The 16342-nt window shown below is 59.8% G+C and carries 18 protein-coding genes and 1 pseudogene; 6 read left to right on the top strand and 13 right to left on the bottom strand.

Annotated elements, in window-relative coordinates; genetic code table 11:
• The first annotated feature begins 216 nt into the window (after positions 1-216).
• Both M2497_RS24090 and M2497_RS24085 read left to right on the top strand, forming a co-directional pair.
• The gene (locus M2497_RS24090; protein ID WP_248483709.1) at positions 217-450 is read left to right on the top strand and encodes a DUF4160 domain-containing protein; all 234 of its coding nucleotides are present in this window, start codon (positions 217-219) and stop codon (positions 448-450) included.
• Between the two features lie 3 nt (positions 451-453).
• The gene (locus tag M2497_RS24085; RefSeq protein ID WP_248483707.1) at positions 454-915 is read left to right on the top strand and encodes a DUF2442 domain-containing protein; all 462 of its coding nucleotides are present in this window, start codon (positions 454-456) and stop codon (positions 913-915) included.
• A gap of 49 nt (positions 916-964) precedes the next feature.
• Here the strand turns inward: M2497_RS24085 and M2497_RS24080 are convergent, their stop codons facing one another.
• The 4 genes from M2497_RS24080 to M2497_RS24065 all read right to left on the bottom strand — a co-directional run bounded on the left by M2497_RS24080 (position 965) and on the right by M2497_RS24065 (position 3575).
• Positions 965-1318 carry a gamma-glutamylcyclotransferase family protein gene (locus M2497_RS24080; protein ID WP_248483705.1) on the bottom strand — a complete coding sequence of 118 codons (354 nt, stop codon included), beginning with the start codon at positions 1316-1318 and terminating at the stop codon, positions 965-967.
• 9 nt (positions 1319-1327) lie between these two features.
• Positions 1328-1987: a M24 family metallopeptidase gene (locus tag M2497_RS24075; protein WP_179040733.1), complete on the bottom strand. Its 660-nt coding sequence runs from the start codon at positions 1985-1987 to the stop codon at positions 1328-1330.
• A 70-nt stretch (positions 1988-2057) separates the two neighbouring features.
• Positions 2058-2636: a DUF4337 domain-containing protein gene (locus tag M2497_RS24070; RefSeq protein ID WP_248483703.1), complete on the bottom strand. Its 579-nt coding sequence runs from the start codon at positions 2634-2636 to the stop codon at positions 2058-2060.
• Positions 2637-2690: 54 nt separating this feature from the next.
• Complete coding sequence (locus M2497_RS24065) at positions 2691-3575, bottom strand: LysR family transcriptional regulator (RefSeq protein WP_248483700.1); 885 nt, start codon at positions 3573-3575, stop codon at positions 2691-2693.
• Between the two features lie 93 nt (positions 3576-3668).
• Here M2497_RS24065 and M2497_RS24060 point away from each other — a divergent pair, with 93 nt between their 5' ends.
• A complete protein-coding gene (locus tag M2497_RS24060; protein ID WP_248483698.1) occupies positions 3669-4637 on the top strand; it encodes an NAD(P)H-binding protein in 969 nt (322 codons plus the stop codon).
• Positions 4638-4751: 114 nt separating this feature from the next.
• On the opposite strand, the gene M2497_RS24055 is transcribed toward M2497_RS24060, so the two are convergent.
• Together M2497_RS24055 and M2497_RS24050 are read right to left on the bottom strand one after the other, a co-directional pair.
• The gene (locus tag M2497_RS24055) at positions 4752-5108 is read right to left on the bottom strand and encodes a helix-turn-helix transcriptional regulator (protein ID WP_071491428.1); all 357 of its coding nucleotides are present in this window, start codon (positions 5106-5108) and stop codon (positions 4752-4754) included.
• Positions 5062-5313 (bottom strand): annotated as a pseudogene (locus tag M2497_RS24050) (type II toxin-antitoxin system RelE/ParE family toxin); the annotation flags it as partial. The gene M2497_RS24055 and the pseudogene M2497_RS24050, both read right to left, overlap by 47 nt.
• A gap of 257 nt (positions 5314-5570) precedes the next feature.
• On the opposite strand from M2497_RS24050, the gene M2497_RS24045 reads away from it, so the two are divergent.
• Positions 5571-6260 carry an HAD-IA family hydrolase gene (locus M2497_RS24045; RefSeq protein WP_248483696.1) on the top strand — a complete coding sequence of 230 codons (690 nt, stop codon included), beginning with the start codon at positions 5571-5573 and terminating at the stop codon, positions 6258-6260.
• An 84-nt stretch (positions 6261-6344) separates the two neighbouring features.
• Here M2497_RS24045 and M2497_RS24040 read toward each other — a convergent pair whose 3' ends face one another.
• Positions 6345-7091, bottom strand: coding sequence for a 3-oxoacyl-ACP reductase family protein (locus M2497_RS24040; RefSeq protein WP_058427505.1), 747 nt, complete (start codon positions 7089-7091; stop codon positions 6345-6347).
• Between the two features lie 125 nt (positions 7092-7216).
• On the opposite strand from M2497_RS24040, the gene M2497_RS24035 reads away from it, so the two are divergent.
• A complete protein-coding gene (locus tag M2497_RS24035) occupies positions 7217-8146 on the top strand; it encodes a LysR family transcriptional regulator (protein ID WP_058427399.1) in 930 nt (309 codons plus the stop codon).
• Here M2497_RS24035 and M2497_RS24030 read toward each other — a convergent pair.
• The 3 genes from M2497_RS24030 to M2497_RS24020 form a co-directional block, all read right to left on the bottom strand.
• Positions 8127-8843, bottom strand: a complete 717-nt coding sequence (locus M2497_RS24030) for an aspartate/glutamate racemase family protein (RefSeq protein ID WP_248483694.1) — start codon at positions 8841-8843, stop codon at positions 8127-8129. The genes M2497_RS24035 and M2497_RS24030 overlap by 20 nt on opposite strands.
• Positions 8844-8856: 13 nt before the next feature.
• Entirely contained in the window at positions 8857-10383 is a 1527-nt protein-coding gene (locus M2497_RS24025; protein ID WP_248483692.1) for an NCS1 family nucleobase:cation symporter-1, read from the bottom strand.
• Between the two features lie 467 nt (positions 10384-10850).
• Positions 10851-11585 (bottom strand): phosphoadenylyl-sulfate reductase, encoded by a 735-nt coding sequence (locus M2497_RS24020; RefSeq protein ID WP_058427396.1) that lies wholly within the window; start codon positions 11583-11585, stop codon positions 10851-10853.
• A gap of 152 nt (positions 11586-11737) precedes the next feature.
• Between M2497_RS24020 and thrH the strand changes: the two genes are divergently transcribed.
• Positions 11738-12355 carry a bifunctional phosphoserine phosphatase/homoserine phosphotransferase ThrH gene (gene thrH, locus M2497_RS24015; RefSeq protein WP_058427395.1) on the top strand — a complete coding sequence of 206 codons (618 nt, stop codon included), beginning with the start codon at positions 11738-11740 and terminating at the stop codon, positions 12353-12355.
• A 123-nt stretch (positions 12356-12478) separates the two neighbouring features.
• Here the strand turns inward: thrH and pabB are convergent, their stop codons facing one another.
• Genes pabB through M2497_RS24000 form a run of 3 tightly spaced genes read right to left on the bottom strand, consistent with a single transcriptional unit; the run spans position 12479 to position 16341 of the window.
• Positions 12479-13822, bottom strand: coding sequence for an aminodeoxychorismate synthase component I (gene pabB, locus M2497_RS24010; RefSeq protein WP_248483690.1), 1344 nt, complete (start codon positions 13820-13822; stop codon positions 12479-12481).
• Entirely contained in the window at positions 13823-14809 is a 987-nt protein-coding gene (locus M2497_RS24005) for an alpha-L-glutamate ligase-like protein (RefSeq protein ID WP_071493892.1), read from the bottom strand.
• The gene (locus tag M2497_RS24000; RefSeq protein WP_058427392.1) at positions 14809-16341 is read right to left on the bottom strand and encodes an inactive transglutaminase family protein; all 1533 of its coding nucleotides are present in this window, start codon (positions 16339-16341) and stop codon (positions 14809-14811) included. The genes M2497_RS24005 and M2497_RS24000 overlap by 1 nt, the downstream gene beginning before the upstream one ends.
• Position 16342 lies beyond the last annotated feature (1 nt).

Below are 16342 nucleotides of genomic sequence, written 5' to 3'. Positions count from 1 at the left end.
TCGCTCTTCGAGCGACCCGGTGACTATAGGCATGGAGATGATGAGGTGGGAGAGTGGCGCTTCCGGAAAGCGCGTAGAACATTTCGCAAACTTGTGATGTTGCTCAAGGTGCCAGCAACCAATTGCTATAGGTTTCCAGAAAGCTAAGGTCTCGGGACTATCGAGGTAAGAAAATCGAGTTGTGCTAGGGAAAATATTTCTCTAGCATCTGACCTCATGGCTACTCTTCACAGTGAACGAAACTGGAAAATAAAAATCTATCCCGACGACCACGCGCCACCGCACTTTCACGTGCAGACCCCGGATGGCGAGTGTTTGGTTCAGATAGAAGGGCTTGTCGTGCTTGGCGCAGGTGCCGAAACAAAGGCCTTGAAAGCCGCCCTGAATTGGGCAAAAGCTCATATCGCTGATCTTCATCGGGTATGGGATGAACAAAACCGGAGGAACTGACTTATGACCAGCAAGCTTCGCATTTCTGCTGTGCAACCAGTTGCCGGCAAGCATGCTCTAGAAATCGAGTGGAACAATGGTAAGCAACATACCGTCGATCTCATCGATCATATAAAAACCTTCCCCATCCTCAAGCCGCTTATGGACCTGGGGCTCTTCAGCCAAGTAGCTGTAGGTGAATGGGGCTTTGATGTGACATGGGGCAATGACCTTGAGCTGTCTGCCGTGACCTTGCACCGCCTGGCACTGGAGCAGTCCGGCGAGGTTATGCTCACGCAGGATTTCAGAAAGTGGATGCTCAGCAACAATCTTTCCCTGTCCGCCGCTGCGGTCGAATTGGGCTTCTCACGTAGGACTATCACGGCCTATAGCAGTGGTGCTGCTTTGATTCCCAAGCACGTAGGGTTGGCGTGTAGAGGGTGGGAGTATGAGCACCAAACTCACGTGTCAATGGTGTGCAAGTAGGCTCGGTACTCTCTCGAAAGGGCGGCCAATTCAGCCGCCCTTGTTCATATCACGCCCGCACATACACCCAAGCCCTCAACCCCGAAGCCAACCCCACCTCCACCCGCTTGTAGTCCGACACTTCATACGCATCCGCCGCCGCCAGCTCCTGCTCCGTAATCCGGAACACCATCCCCTCAATCCTGGCGCCTGCCTCAGCGCTCGGCGCCACAATCGGATGATGCGTCTTGCCACTACTCGCCAGCACATCCGGGTCGGTGATCTCCACCCAGCTCTGTGAATAGCCCAGCATCGCATCCTGCTGGCCCGCCAGTTCCCGGCCGAAGTTGGCCAGTTGTACGGATTTGTCCTGCAGCGTGCCGTAGGAAAATAACAGCACGAGGTGTTCGGTGGCGCGGTTCATTTGCGTTCCTTAAGCGAGGAGGTCTTCGTAGAAAGCCCCATAGGGTTTGCTCGGATGGGCAATCTGGATTTCCAGGATCCACAGGCCGGCGTTCGGGTAGTGCTCGAAGTCACCCAGGTCGCCACCGCGGTGGATGGCGTGGGGGAAGTCGCTGACGCGGTGGCCCTTGATGTCGAGGTTCAGTTGCCAGCCCATGGCCAGGGCTTGTGCTTCGGCGTAGCGGTAAAGCTCCTGGCCGACGACCTGGTCGTTTTTCCAGCGGGCTTGCACGCGGTCGAACAGTGCTTTGGCGGCGCTGGCGCAGGCGTGCATGTCCGGGTCGTTGCCGATGGCGAAGGTGGCGCCGGCGTCACCTTCGTGACCCTGCCAGACGGCGCCCATGTCGATGAAGAAGATGTCGTTGTCGCCCAGCATCGGATCGCCGTCGGAGCGTTGTTTGAAGGTCTTGAGGGTGTTGGCGCCAAAGCGCACCAGCAGTGGGTGCCAGATGCGCTGCATGTCGAGTTCGGCGAGGACGTGTTTGCCCAGTTCGCGGGCTTCGGATTCGAGCATGCCGGGGCGGATGCGTTGGGCGAGGTGTTCGATGGCTTGCCAGGTCATGCCTTGGGCGTAGCGCATGGCGTCGATGCTGTAGGCGGCGCCCACAGCTTCCTTGGGTTGTGCGGACACCGGTATCTCCTTGGGTTTCGTTATGCTGTTTACTATATAGCGGTAAGGCTCTGGCGCCCAAGGGGATTTTTTATAAATGCAGCCAGGCCAGGCTCCCCAATATCACGGCTGCTCCGCCTGCCGTATACGACAGGCGCTTCAACCATTCCCGCCTGGTGAGCAAGGTGATCGCCGCCAACGAAATCGCGATCTGAATCGCGGTCATCGCTTGGGCCCAGCGATGGTGCTGGTGCAGCGCCTGTTCCGACTTTTCATCCCATTCCTTTGAGGTGGCCTCAAGCTTTTCGGCCTGTTTGCGCACGTCTTCCTTCTGGCTTTTGTAGCGCTCGATCTCTTCCTTGTAATGCACCGCGTCCACACCGGGGATGTGGGTGGCCAGTTCTGCCAGGTTTTGCCGGCTGGATTTGGCCTGGTAGTAGTTCCACTGGTTGGCGGCCTCGGTCTTGAAGATGGCGGCGTTGTTCTTGTCCATTGCCGCTTCGCTTTCGGTGGAGCCGGCCTGGTAGCTGAGCATGGCGCCAAGGGTGGCCATGAGGGCGGTCATCACGGCGATGCGGCTGGCGAAGTTGTCACCGCGGCCGTGGGCATGTTCGGTGGTGTGTTCGATGTGTTTTTCGTGGGGGCTGGGGACTTCGAAGGCTTCGGACATGGGGGCGTCTGTGAAGGGACTGAGGGAGTCTGATTCTTCACCAGTGAAGCTGTCTCAATCCTGTACGTAACGCTGCAAACCTTCGACAAGCGCGTCGAACATCACGCGGCAGCGCGGGCTGCTGCGCAGGTCTTCGTGCATGGTCACCCAGGTGTCCAACTTGAGTGCAAAGCCTTCCGGCAGGACCCGGCGCAGGCGGGGATCGCGCTTGGCCAATTGGACCTGGCACCCGCCGATACCGGCACCGGCACGGATCAGTGCCAGTTGGGCTAGGTCGCTGTCGCTGCTGAGGGCAAAGGCGCTGCGCTCGAAACCCTTGATGGCCAGGCTGCGGATAAATGCGTTTTCCTGGTCGAAACCGATCACTGAGTGACCGGCCAGGTCTTGCATCAACAGGGGCGTGCCGTGTTGCTGCAAGTAATCGTCGCGGGCGTGCAGGCCTACTTCGATCAGGCCGATGCGTCGCGCCAGCAGTTGCTCCTGGCTGGGGCGGACCATGCGCACGGCGATGTCGGCTTCCAGTTGCAACAGGTCGCTCAGGCGGTTTGTCAGCACCAGTTCGACCTTGAGGTGCGGGTGTGCCCGGCGCACTTGCGTGAGGATCGGCGGCAGCACTTCCACGCCGACCACTTCACTGGCGGACACGCGCACCACGCCGCGCACTTCATCACCCTGGGCAGACGCTGCACGCTCAAGTGCCGCCGCTGTGCGCTCCATGGTTTCGGCGTGGGCGCGCAAGGTGTGGGCCACGGCCGTGGGCAACAAGCCGGTGGGTGATCGGGTAAACAGCACCACGCCCAGCGCCGTTTCCAGCGCGGCGATGTGCCGGCCGACCGTGGGCTGTGTAATGCCGAGTTGCCGTGCGGCCCCCGACAGCGATCCTTCCCGGAACACGCCAAGGAACGACCGGTAAAGCTCCCAACCAATATTCGTTGCCATACATAAATGTATAGCGCCTGGATAGTCTTCGACAATTCCTCTATAACCTAGCCGCGCAGAAAATGTCCCCATCAACCAGCGTGGGAGCGTGTGATGAATACAGTATTGGTGTTGGGTGCAACCGGTGGCATTGGTGGCGAAGTCGCACGGCAGCTGCTGGCGGCGGGTTGGCAGGTACGCGCGTTGACCCGTGATGCCGACAAGGCCCGTGGCCAGAACGCCGCATTTGACTGGCTTGAGGGTGATGCACTCAACCGCGATGACGTACTTGCCGCAGCCCGAGGCTGTGAAGTGATCGTGCACGCGGTCAACCCGCCGGGCTATCGGCACTGGGCCGAGCGGGTGCTGCCGATGATCGACAACACCATTGCGGCGGCCGTTGCTGAAGGCGCCACCATTGTATTGCCCGGCACCGTCTACAACTTTGGGCCGGACGCGTTTCCCGTACTGCACGAAGACTCCCCTCAACACCCGCAAACCCGCAAGGGTGCGATCCGTGTGCAACTGGAGCAACGTTTATACGAAGCTTCAGGCAACGGGGCGCGGGTGCTGATCGTGCGCGCCGGTGACTTTTTCGGCGCGCAGGCGGCCAACAGCTGGTTTTCCCAGGGCTTGGTCAAACCTGGCAACCTTGTGCGCAGCATCAATTATCCGGGGGCGCCAGGTGTTGCCCATCAATGGGCGTACCTACCCGATGTGGCGCGTACGATGGTTGAACTGCTCGAGCGCCGTGAAACCCTGGAGGCGTTCGCGCGTTTTCATATGGCGGGGCAGGTGGACACGGATGGCACACAGGTGAGCAGGGCGATCCAGCGCGTGGTGCTGCGTAGGACGGGGCAACAGCCTGTCGTCAGGATGTTCCCCTGGTGGCTGCTGAAAATAGCTTCGCCTTTTGTCGTCACCTTCCGTGAAATGCTGGAGATACGTTACCTGTGGCAAACCCCTGTGCTGCTCGATAACACGCGGCTGGTTGCGGTATTGGGCGTTGAACCTTGCACGCCGCTGGATGAAGCGGTGGAGACGACCCTGGCCGGCATGGGTTGCCTGCCTCGGGCAGTGTGAAGTTTGGCACTAAAGGGCCTGTAGCATCGGCCTCTACGGCACTGGCCCATGCGCGGATCCAGGTGGAAGCCCTTAAGTGAGGGGACTGAGGGGGCAGATTTCCAGCGTAACGCTCTATAGCTCCAGTTGACTGGCGTTGATGCCGAACGCCTTGGCAATTTTTTCCCGCGTTGCACGGCGAGGTTTATTCACCGACTCTTGTTGGGCAAATGCGGATTGGGAAATGCCCAGGCGTTTGGCAACTTCTTCCTGGGTCAGGTTCAGGTGTTCGCGCCATGCACGGATAGGGGTTGCCCCATCCACCAGGCGGCTTACCACCGCATGGGGAATCAGATTTGGATCGTTCTGCCGGGCCAGATAATGTTCATAGGGAATCACCACAAAGGCTGGCTTGCCCTCCGTATTGTGGATGATCTGTACGGCAGTAGGTTCGCTCGTCACGCTTCTTGACCTCTTCAATGCTGACCACATGGATATCGCGATCCCAATCGAAAAGGACTCGGTAATTCCCCACGCGCAAGCGATAACCATGGGGGTAATTGACCAATGCCTTGACGTTGGCTGCCTCGGGCATGCGCTCGAGCGCTGACACAGCATCGCGTACCTGTTGCTGATGATACGTATGCAACCGAAGCAGTTGCTTTACGGATTTTCTAGTCCAGTGGATGGAGTTCATTGGAAGGTTAATAAGTCTTTTATAAGGTTAGCAAGCGATATTTTCAGACGCGCGCCAGTGGCTGTTCGCGCTGCCCTCACAAACCGTAGACGCTCGCCGCTCACACCGACCGGTATAACTGTTTCCAGGTATGAGGCATTGATGTGAAGGGCCATCAACCGGGGAGTCGAGTCGATACAAAGTCGTGGAGGTTGCCTGTATGAGACCCGCCCCGCTATTGTGCTGAATCCTTTTAGTCTTTCCCTTGGGTTGTAGCGATGAATGCACCGCGTACCGCAGTCGGTCCGATCAAGGCCGTGATTTTCGATATGGACGGGTTGTTGCTGGACACGGAAGGCATCTACACAGAAGTCACGCAGATTATCGCCGAACGCTACGGTCGCACCTACGACTGGGGCATCAAGCAGCACATTATCGGGCGCGGTGCCCAGGACCTGGCGGAGTATGTGGTGAAGGCGCTGGATTTGCCGATCACGCCGGCCGAATTCCTCAAGATCCGGGAACCGCTGATGAGCGAGCGTTTCCCCAAGGCCTTGGGCATGCCCGGCGCTGAGGCCTTGGTGCGGCACCTGAAGTCGCACAATATCCCGATTGCCGTGGGTACCAGTTCGTCGCGCAATTCGTTTGGCCACAAGACCACCTTGCACCGCGAATGGTTTGGCCTGTTCGACACCATTGTCACCGCTGACGACCCGGAAGTCGGCGCCGCCAAACCCGCGCCAGACATCTTCCTCACTGCCGCCCGCCGCTTGGGCGTGGCACCGCAGGATTGCCTGGTGTTCGAAGACTCACCCTTCGGCGTCACTGCTGCGAAAGCCGCCCATATGACCGCCATCGCCGTGCCGGACGAAGCCATGGCCGACAGCAAGTATCACCACGCCGACCAGATCATCCGCAAGCTCGCGGACTTCGACCTGGCGGCCTACGGCCTGCCACCTCGAGCCTGATTGATTGCGGTTAAAAATGTGGGAGGGGCGGTGCGACGATTCGACTTGCCCCTCCCACATTTGATTTGCGGTGTTCCGCAAATCCTAGGCGCTGAAGCCACCATCGATGGTCAGACTTGCACCGGTGATGTAGCCCGCTTCCGGCCCAGCGAGGTAAGCCACAAAACTGGCAATCTCTTCCACATGCCCATACCGCCCGACCGCCATCAACCCAATCAAACTCTCGGCAAAATCACTGTTGGCCGGGTTCATATCGGTATCCACCGGCCCAGGCTGCACGTTATTGATGGTGATCCCACGTGGCCCCAGATCCCGCGCCAAGCCTTTGGTCAACCCCACCAGCGCCGCCTTGCTCATCGCATACGGGCCACCGCCACCAAACGGCATGCGCTCGGCGTTGGTGCTGCCGATATTGATCACGCGGCCGCCTTCACCCATATGCTTGGCCGCTTCCTGGGTTGCGATAAACACGCTGCGCACGTTGATCGCCAGGGTCTGGTCAAAGTCTTCCAGCTTGAAATCCTCCAGCGGCGCAATGGCCAGTACGCCGGCGTTGTTCACCAGGATGTCCAGTCGCCCAAAGGCTTCGACGGTGGCGTTGACCGCATTGCGTATCGCATCGGCATCGGCGCTGTCGGCGTGGATCGCCAGGGCTTTGCCGCCTTCGCTGATCACGCTGTTCTGCAGTTCTTCGGCCTTGGCGGCCGAGCTGACGTAGGTAAAGGCAACGGCTGCGCCCTGTGCGGCAAGACGTTTGACGATGGCGGCGCCGATGCCGCGAGAACCGCCTTGAATCAAGGCGACTTTGCCGCTGAGGTTTTGTGTGGTCATGTCGATCTCCAAGCTGTTCAAGGCGGGATGCCTTGTTGTTGGAACCGAGTATCGACCTCGCCAGCCCCTCCCGGTAGACCAGGATTGCTATAGTCTGTGTAAACCAAAAGTTTAGAGTGGGCGATATGGAAAGCTTTGGCAGTATCGAATGTTTCGTGCGCAGCGCCGAAGGTGGCAGCTTTGCCGAAGCGGCGCGGCACCTGAGCCTGACACCGGCGGCGGTGGGCAAAAGTGTCGCCAAGCTTGAGGCGCGCCTGGGCGTACGCCTGTTCCAGCGCAGCACTCGGCGCCTCACCCTCACTGAAGCCGGCAAACTGTTCCTAGAAGAGGTCAGCGGCAGCCTCACCACCATCCAGAACGCCGTGGCCAACCTGGCCAGCGCCGAAGGGCGGCCGGTGGGCACCTTGAAAGTGAGCATGGGCACAGTATTTGGCAATCGCTACGTGATGCCACTGTTGGGCGCGTTTATGCGTCGCTTCCCGGACATCAGCCCGGACTGGCATTTCGATAACCGCCAGGTCGACCTGATCGGCCAGGGCTTCGATGCCGCCATTGGTGGTGGCTTCGAGCTGCCTCAGGGGGTGGTGGCGCGCAAGTTGACGCCGGCCCATCGAGTGCTGGTGGCGTCCCCGGACTACCTGGCGCAGCGTCCTTCGGTGCGGGTGCCCGAAGATTTGGCGCGTTGCCACGGGATCCTCATCCGTTCACCGCAGACCGGTCGTATACGGTCCTGGCAATTGACCAGTATCGAGCGTGAACACCGCCCGCTGGTACTCAAGCCGAGCATGACCATGAGCGACTCCGAAGCCGCCTGCTGCGCCAGCGCCCAAGGCCTGGGCATCGCCTTGGTGAGCATGCCTATGGCCGTGCCATTCCTGGACAGCGGCGCGGTGGTGCGGGTGCTGCCCGACTGGTACGTCGACGACGGCAACATCTCCATTTACTACGCCGAACACAAACTGCTGCCCGGCAAGACTCGCGCGTTTGTGGATTTCATCATTGAGCAATTCGCTGAGCAGCAGTTGAACCAACGCTTCAGCGCGGCCAACCGATGACTTTTTTCGCCCTCGGCGTCGCATAAGTCCTGATCTTCGACGTCGACAGTCCCAACCGCACCAGCGACTCGGCAATGGTCACCGCCGCCGTCACCCCATCCACCACCGGCACGCCGGTGCGCTGGCGAATCTGCTCATCCAGCCCGGCCATGCCGCCACAACCCAGGCAGATCACCTCGGCCTTGTCTTCGCTGATGGCCAACTCGGCCTGGCGCACGATGGCTTCCATCGCCGCCAACGGGTTTTCTTCCAGCTCCAGCACCGCCATGCCACTGGCGCGTACCGAGGCGCAGCGCTGGTACAGGCCGGCCAGTTTCAGGCGGTCTTCGATCAGCGGCACAGTGCGGTCCAGGGTGGTCACCACCGAATAGGCGTGGCCGAGGAACATCGCGGTGCTGGCGGCGGCTTCGGTGATGTCCACCACCGGCACGTCGAGCAATTCCTGCAAGCCTTCACGACCATGCTCGCCATAGCCGGCCTGGATCACCGCATCGAACGGCTGGTCGTAGGCCATTACCCGGTCCATCACCGCGATGGCCGCCAGATAGCTTTCAAAGTTGCCCTCCACCGATTCGGCGCCGAAGTACGGCGTGAGCCCGACAATCTCTGTGCCCGGCGCAGCCACGGCGCGCGCCTGCTGGGCGATGGTTTCGGTAATGGATTCGGTGGTGTTGACGTTGACCACGAGGATACGCATGGAAGGTCCTTGATTAATGACTGACGTTATCGACGGCAATGCTTTCGCCACTGACATCGGCGTAGAACGGCTGGCGCTTGGCGATCAGCAAGTACAGCAGCCCTGCAATACCGGCGCCAAACATCCAGGAAAACGGTGAGACGCTGGCGAAACCCGGTAACAAAGCCAGGAGAATGGCGATCACCGCTGCAGGAACAAACGCTGCCACCGCACGCAAATTGACTCCACGGCTGTAGTAATAAGCGCCGCTTGGGTCTTCGCTGTACAACTGCGGCACGTCGACCTGGCCTTTGCGGATCAACCAGTAATCGACCATGATCACCCCATACAGCGGCCCCAGCAGCGCGCCCAGGCCGGAGAGGAAGTACACGATCACCAGCGGGCTGTTGTAGAGGTTCCACGGCAGGATCAGCACCGCCACGGTGGCGCTGATCAACCCGGCGCGACGGAAGTTCAGGTACTTGGGCGCCAGGTTGCTCAGTACAAAGGCCGGTGCGACAAAGTTGGCCATGATGTTCACCGCCACGGTGACGATCAGGAACGCCAGGCAGCCCAGCACCAGGAAGAAGGTATTCGGGATGGCGGCGATGATTTCGGTCGGGCTTTCGATGACCCGGCCATTGAGCTGGAACTGCCCGCCGCACAGCAGCACGGTGATCGCGGCAAACACCAGGATATTCACCGGCAGGCCCCAGAAGTTACCGACCTGAATGGTCTTGCGGCAGGGCGAGGAGCGGGCGAAGTCACAGAAATTGAGGATCAGCGTGCCGTAGATCGCCAGCCACAGCGCGCCACCAGCAAAGATATTGCGCCACATCTCGCCGCCGCTCAGCGGCTCGCGGATCGACCAGGCGATGTTGCCGCCCGTTTGGAAATACATCCAACCGGCCAACGACGCCACGGTGAGCAAAATTACCGGCCCGGCGAAGCCTTCGTAGCGGCGTACCATTTCCATGCCGTAGGCCAGGATCACCAGTTGCACCAGCCAGATCGCCACGAAACACACCCAGCCGAGGGACGACAGGCCCAGGATCGAATTGTGGTCGTATTCGGCAAAGCCCGGATGAATCGCCGTCAGCAACACGCGGAAAACCACCGACGCCAGGTAGGTCTGGATGCCGAACCAGGCAATCGCAATCACCGCGCGGATCAACGCCGGAATCTGCGCGCCATGAATGCCGAAGCTGATACGGCTGATCACGGGAAACGGCACACCGGTCTTTTGCCCCATGTAGCCCGACAGGTTCATGAAGAAATACACCAGTGCCGCACCGATACCGAGGGACAACAGAATCTGCCAGCCGCCCAGGCCCAGTGCATACAAGCCAATGGCAAACGAGTAGTTGGCGATGTTGTGTACGTCATTGGTCCACAGCGCAAAGATGCTATAGCGACCCCAGCGCCGGCCTTCAACCTTGGTGGGCGCCAGGTCCTTGTTGTGCAGGCGTGGGCTCAGCACCAGAGGGCTGGGCTCGATGGCTTCGGGCTTCAGGGAGGAGGGCAGATCCAGTGCGATGTTATTCGAGAGGCTTGTACGCATTCCGGCAGGCTCCAGCGCATCGGCAGCCAGGCCGCAGATGGCAAAGTGTATGTAGGTTTTGTATTTATTGTATACAAAGCGTATTTCACCTTAAGCCACTTGCGTGCCAGTTTTTGATCTATGAAAACCTTGGGTAATTTCGTTTTTTTAGGTTCATGAAATAACTAGCTGAATTTAAAGCGATATAAATTGACCGTTTGAACAGTTATTTATTTTTTGGTGGGAACCGGGCGATTTGCAAAGACAAAAGACAGGTGGGGAGAGGTGTTACGTAATGGTGCGCTACAAGATGGATTGCACACATAAATGGCACCGATAGTTACATGTGTGTGTACACGTTCAGTGGCCAACACAAATCAAATGTGGGAGGGGGCTTGCCCCCGATTGCGGACTGCCAGTCACCATTGATCTGGCTGACCCACCGCTATCGGGGGCAAGCCCCCTCCCACATTTTTTACAGCGCAACTTCAGGCCTTGCTGATGATATTCCCGGCATGCAGCCCGCATTCCTTCTGCGTGGCTTCTTCCCACCACCAGCGACCTTCACGCTCATGCTGGTTCGGCAGCACCGGGCGGGTGCAGGGCTCGCAGCCGATGCTGATGAAGCCGCGCTCATGCAGGCTGTTGTAAGGCAGCTCCAGCATGCGGATGTAACCCCAGACTTCCTCACTGGTCATCTGTGCCAGCGGGTTGAACTTGTACAGGGTGCGTTCCGGTGTCGAGAAGGCCGTGTCGATTTCCAGCGCCGCCACCTGGCTGCGGGTGCCTGGGCTCTGGTCGCGGCGCTGGCCGGTGGCCCAGGCTGTGACGCCAGCGAGTTTACGGCGCAGCGGTTCGATCTTGCGCACGCCGCAGCATTCGCCGTGGCCATCCTTGTAAAAGCTGAACAGGCCTTTCTCTTTGACGAAGGGCTCCAGCTTGCTCTGGTCTGGCGAGATCAGCTCGATGTCGATCTTGTAGAAATCGCGCACCTGCTCGATAAACCGATAGGTCTCCGGGTGCAGGCGGCCGGTGTCGAGGCTGAACACCTTGACGTTTTTGTTCAGCTTCCAGGCCATGTCCACCAGCACCACGTCCTCGGCGCCGCTGAAGGAAATCCACAGGTCATCACCGAACTGGCTGAACGCCAGCTTGAGAATGTCCTGGGCGGATTTGTTGGCATAAGTCGCGGCGAGTTCAGCGACGTCGAAGGCTTGGTTCATCAGGACGGTTCCTACAGGTCAGTGGCGCTGAGCGCTCTATAGGGGAGCGATGGTATCAAAAACCGCCCTGCGTTGCGGCGGCGAGCGTGAATGGCTAGAGTTCGGCAGTGTTTTTGCTCGCTCAACCAACAACATCTATAAGGGAGTGTCTTGTGGAAATTGCCTGTCTCGACCTGGAAGGGGTACTGGTTCCGGAAATCTGGATTGCCTTCGCTGAAAAAACCGGTATTGAATCCCTGCGTGCCACTACCCGGGACATTCCCGACTACGACGTACTGATGAAGCAGCGCCTGCGCATCCTTGACGAGCACGGGCTCAAGCTTGCCGACATCCAGGCAGTGATCGCCACCCTCAAGCCGCTGGATGGCGCCATCGAGTTCGTCAACTGGCTGCGCGAGCGCTTCCAGGTGGTGATCCTCTCCGATACCTTCTATGAGTTCTCCCAACCGCTGATGCGCCAGCTGGGTTTCCCGACCCTGCTGTGCCACCGCCTGATCACCGACGAAACCGATCGCGTAGTCAGTTACCAACTGCGCCAGAAAGACCCCAAGCGCCAGTCGGTATTGGCCTTCAAGACCCTCTACTACCGCGTGATCGCCGCCGGCGACTCCTACAACGACACCACCATGCTGGGCGAAGCCGACCGTGGGATTCTGTTCCATGCGCCGGAAAACGTGATCCGCGAATTCCCGCAGTTCCCGGCGGTGCATACGTTTGAGGATTTGAAGAAAGAGTTCATCAAGGCCTCGAATCGGTCGTTGAGCCTGTAAGGCTTTCAGCGCGGCTGATGGCCTCTTCGCAGGCAAGCCAGCTCCCACACTTGACCGAGTTCCATCATGAGAATGCAGTCAAATGTGGGAGCGGGCTTGCCCGCGAAGAGGCCAGCCCAGTCACTACAAACCGTCCAGTGTCTCCAACAACACCCGCACCTTCGTCAGCGACTCCTGGTACTCCGCCTCCCATTCCGAGTCCGCGACAATCCCGCCGCCGCCCCAGCAACAAACCTGGCCATCCTTCACCAGCAAACTGCGAATGGCGATGGAACTGTCCATCTCGCCGCGCACATCCAGATACACCAGCGAACCGCAGTACAACCCACGGCGAGTCGGCTCCAGCTCGTCGATGATCTGCATCGCGCGGATCTTCGGCGCGCCGGTGATGGAGCCGCCTGGGAAGCTGCCGGCGATCAGGTCGAGCGCGTCCTTGCCGTCGGCCAGCTCGCCGATGACGCTGCTCACCAAGTGGTGCACGTTGGGATAGCTTTCCAGGTTGAACAACTCCGGCACGCTGACCGAGCCGGTGCGGCAGGTGCGACCGAGGTCGTTGCGCAGCAGGTCGACAATCATCAGGTTTTCGGCGCGGTCCTTGGGGCTGGCCAGCAGTTCGGCGGCGTTGGCCGCGTCTTCCTGAGGCGTCAGGCCGCGTGGGCGGGTGCCTTTGATGGGGCGGGTTTCGACCTGGCGTTTGCTGATGTGCACGAAACGCTCTGGCGACAGGCTCAGCACCGCACCCTCGTCCGGCAGGCTCTGGAATCCGGAGAACGGCGTCGGGCAGGCTTCGCGCAGGGCGCAGTAAGCGACCCATGGATCACCGCTGCACGGCGCGCGGAAACGCTGGGCGAAGTTGACCTGGTAACAGTCTCCGGCCTGGATGTAATCCTGGATACGCACAATGGCCTGACGGTAAGCCTCGGCGGTGAGGTCCGGCGTCATGGGGCCCTGGAGTTTGAACGTCGCCGATGTGTCGGCAACGTCATGGCTGAACAACGCGATCAACCGCTGCCGTTCGTGCTCGGCCAGGGTGGGATGGAACACCAACTGGCTGGTCTGCGCCTGGTGATCACTGGTAAACGCCCAGGCATACAGGCCAAAGCGCGCATCCGGCAGGTGCAGGTCGTCCGTTGCCAGATGCGGCATTTGCTCCAGATGCCGACCAAAGTCATAGCTCAGGTAGCCGATCAGTCCACCGGCAAACGGCAGCTCATACCCGGCGGGCAGATTTGCTTCACCTAGCTGCGTGAGATTTTTCCGCAAACGTTGCAAGAACTCGCCACCGCTTTCATCGGGCGATACTGTCAACGTGACGTTCGGCCAGGCACTCAGCAGGTCATACCGGCCACGCTCAGCCGCCGGCCGGCCGCTGTCCAGCAGCACCGCGCCAGGCGCATGGCGAATCGCCGCGAAATACTCGGCGGGGTTGGCTCGATAGGGCAGCGGGTGTACAGAGCAGGTCAGCATTTAGCCTTCAACCGGTGGAATATGCCCAAACATTTCTTGAACGAACTTCACCCGCTCCTCCGGCGTTTCCGTCACGCCAGCGGCGTTCAGCTCCTCCAACCGCGCTTCCACTGCATGGGTACGCAGGGTCAAACCGCAGTCATTGGCAATCTGGATATTCAGCCCAGGCCGCGCATTCAGCTCCAGGATCAAAGGGCCTTTCTCCTGGTCCAGCACCATGTCCACGCCGATATAGCCCAGCCCGCATAACTCATAGCAGCCGGCGGCGAGCTTCATGAACCCATCCCAGTTGGGCAATTGCACGCCATCCACCGCATTGGTGGTGTCGGGGTGTTTGGTAATGATGTTGTTCAGCCAGGTGCCGCGCAGGGTCAGGCCGGTGGCAAGGTCCACACCCACGCCAATGGCACCCTGGTGCAGGTTGGCCTTGCCGCCCGACTGGCGGGTCGGCAAGCGCAGCATGGCCATCACCGGGTAGCCCATCAGCACGATGATGCGGATGTCCGGCACGCCTTCGTAGCTGATGCTCTTGAAGATCTGGTCGGGCACCACGCGGTACTCGATCAACGCACGATCACGGTGGCCGCCCAGGGAGTACAGGCCGGTGAGGATGCTAGAAATCTGATGCTCGATTTCTTCATGGCTGATGATCTTGCCGGACACCGTGCGGTAGCGTCCTTCAAAGCGGTCGGCGACCACCAGGATGCCGTCACCGCCAGCGCCCTGGGCCGGCTTGATCACGAAGTCGCTGCGCCCACCGATGATCTCGTCGAGCTTGTCGATTTCCTTCTCGGTGCTGATCACCCCGTACATTTCCGGCACGTGGATGCCGGCCGCCAACGCGCGTTCCTTGGTGATGATCTTGTCATCCACGATCGGGTAAAGGCTGCGCTTGTTGTACTTGAGCACGTAGTCGGCGTTACGCCGGTTGATGCCCATGATCCCGCGCGCTTCCAGGGCTTTCCAGGTCTTCCAGAAGCCGAACATTACTGGTCAGCCTTCAAGAAGGCCTTGAAACGCACCAACTCGGTCAGGCGGTAACCGCGATAACGCCCCATGGCCAGCATGAAACCCACCAGGATCAGCAGGATCGCCGGGAAGGTGAACACGAAGTAGATCAGTTCCGGCACGCTCATGATCAGGTGTGCCAGGGACGCCGCGAACAGCGTACCAATCGCCACTTTCAGCGCATGGTTGGCGCCGCGTTCTTCCCAGGTGATCGACAGGCGTTCGATGGTCATGGTCAGAATCACCATCGGGAACAGCGCCACCGACAGCCCGCGCTCCAGCCCCAATTTATGGCTGAACAGGCTGATGGCCGCAATCAGCACCACCACGAAGGTCAGCACCACCGAAAGTCTCGGCAGCATCTGCAATTTCAGGTGTTCCAGGTACGACCTGAGCGACAGCCCCAGCGCCGTGATAATCGTGAACAGCACAATCCCGAAGCCCAGTTGCGTCTCGCGGAACGCCAGGGCGATCAGCACCGGGGTGAACGTGCCTAATGTCTGCAGGCCGATCAGGTTGCGCAGGATCAGGATCACCAGGACGCCGATCGGGATCATCACCATGATCATGAAGGTCTGCTGGGTTTGCAGCGGCAAGCCGTACAGCGAGTATTCGAGGAAGTTGGCGTCGGTGTTCTCGTCGGTCAACTTGGCCAGGCGAATCGCGTTCATCTCGCTGTTGTTCAGGCTGAAGGTCACCATGGCCTTCTTGCCGCCGTCGACGGTGATCAGGTTTTCATCACCGGTCCACCACAGCAGGCGGTCGGCGGGCAGGCCCTGTTCGCCGGTTTCCGGGTTGAAGTACAACCAGTCATTGCCGTTGAAGCTACGCAGCCACAGTTCCGGGGTTTGCGGCTGGTCGGCGACCAGGCGGATGGTGTGGACCTTTTCCACCGGCACATGGGCGATGGACAGCAGCAATTCGACGATCTTGGCTTTGTGCGGCGTCGACGGGTCGCCCGCCAGCAGCAGCTTCACGTTATCGTCGTTGAGGTTGTTGGTGCGCTTGATCGCTTCGGTGATAAACGTCTCGACGTCGGCCGAGTGCTGGCGGATCGGCGCCAGCAGGGCTTCGGCGGCGATTTTTTCCGGGCCTTCCACGGCAATGCTGTCGCGGAACGTGGGGCCCTTCACTTTGACTTTTTCGCCGCTGTAGCGCTTGGTCAGCACCAGGCGGTAATACAGGGTCTGGTTGCCCTTGGCACGGCGGGCCGACCAGGTGACCTTACGGTTGCCGTCGATGCGGTTGACGCTCACCCCATAGTTATTCGAGATGAAGCTTTCGTTGAGGCTGACGAAGTCGCGGCTCAAGGGCGGCACGAACATCTGGATCTTCACCGGGTCTTTCGGGTTGGCGACGAATTCGACCTTGGCGTCGATGTTCCACAAGTCGTCGGTGGCGTCCTCGGTGACGGGGATCCCCAGCACGAAGATCTGATAAGCGGTGACCGAAATACCCAGGACCACCAGGATGGTGATCAGGATCTTCAGGTGCAGGGTCAGAGAGCGCATT

The organism is Pseudomonas sp. CYM-20-01 (assembly GCF_023169845.1).
In the GTDB taxonomy this organism is placed as follows: domain Bacteria; phylum Pseudomonadota; class Gammaproteobacteria; order Pseudomonadales; family Pseudomonadaceae; genus Aquipseudomonas; species Aquipseudomonas azotoformans.
This window is presented reverse-complemented; position numbering and strand designations above follow the sequence as displayed.

What these genes read in the sequence shown, in the direction of transcription:
- M2497_RS24090 (WP_248483709.1), top strand. Translation starts at nt 217, where the DNA reads ATGGCTACTCTTCACAGTGAACGAAACTGGAAAATAAAAATCTATCCC.
- M2497_RS24085 (WP_248483707.1), top strand. Translation starts at nt 454, where the DNA reads ATGACCAGCAAGCTTCGCATTTCTGCTGTGCAACCAGTTGCCGGCAAG.
- M2497_RS24080 (WP_248483705.1), bottom strand. Translation starts at nt 1,318, where the DNA reads ATGAACCGCGCCACCGAACACCTCGTGCTGTTATTTTCCTACGGCACG.
- M2497_RS24070 (WP_248483703.1), bottom strand. Translation starts at nt 2,636, where the DNA reads ATGTCCGAAGCCTTCGAAGTCCCCAGCCCCCACGAAAAACACATCGAA.
- M2497_RS24065 (WP_248483700.1), bottom strand. Translation starts at nt 3,575, where the DNA reads ATGGCAACGAATATTGGTTGGGAGCTTTACCGGTCGTTCCTTGGCGTG.
- M2497_RS24060 (WP_248483698.1), top strand. Translation starts at nt 3,669, where the DNA reads ATGAATACAGTATTGGTGTTGGGTGCAACCGGTGGCATTGGTGGCGAA.
- M2497_RS24055 (WP_071491428.1), bottom strand. Translation starts at nt 5,108, where the DNA reads ATGTGGTCAGCATTGAAGAGGTCAAGAAGCGTGACGAGCGAACCTACT.
- M2497_RS24045 (WP_248483696.1), top strand. Translation starts at nt 5,571, where the DNA reads ATGAATGCACCGCGTACCGCAGTCGGTCCGATCAAGGCCGTGATTTTC.
- M2497_RS24040 (WP_058427505.1), bottom strand. Translation starts at nt 7,091, where the DNA reads ATGACCACACAAAACCTCAGCGGCAAAGTCGCCTTGATTCAAGGCGGT.
- M2497_RS24035 (WP_058427399.1), top strand. Translation starts at nt 7,217, where the DNA reads ATGGAAAGCTTTGGCAGTATCGAATGTTTCGTGCGCAGCGCCGAAGGT.
- M2497_RS24030 (WP_248483694.1), bottom strand. Translation starts at nt 8,843, where the DNA reads ATGCGTATCCTCGTGGTCAACGTCAACACCACCGAATCCATTACCGAA.
- M2497_RS24025 (WP_248483692.1), bottom strand. Translation starts at nt 10,383, where the DNA reads ATGCGTACAAGCCTCTCGAATAACATCGCACTGGATCTGCCCTCCTCC.
- M2497_RS24020 (WP_058427396.1), bottom strand. Translation starts at nt 11,585, where the DNA reads ATGAACCAAGCCTTCGACGTCGCTGAACTCGCCGCGACTTATGCCAAC.
- pabB (WP_248483690.1), bottom strand. Translation starts at nt 13,822, where the DNA reads ATGCTGACCTGCTCTGTACACCCGCTGCCCTATCGAGCCAACCCCGCC.
- M2497_RS24005 (WP_071493892.1), bottom strand. Translation starts at nt 14,809, where the DNA reads ATGTTCGGCTTCTGGAAGACCTGGAAAGCCCTGGAAGCGCGCGGGATC.
- M2497_RS24000 (WP_058427392.1), bottom strand. Translation starts at nt 16,341, where the DNA reads ATGCGCTCTCTGACCCTGCACCTGAAGATCCTGATCACCATCCTGGTG.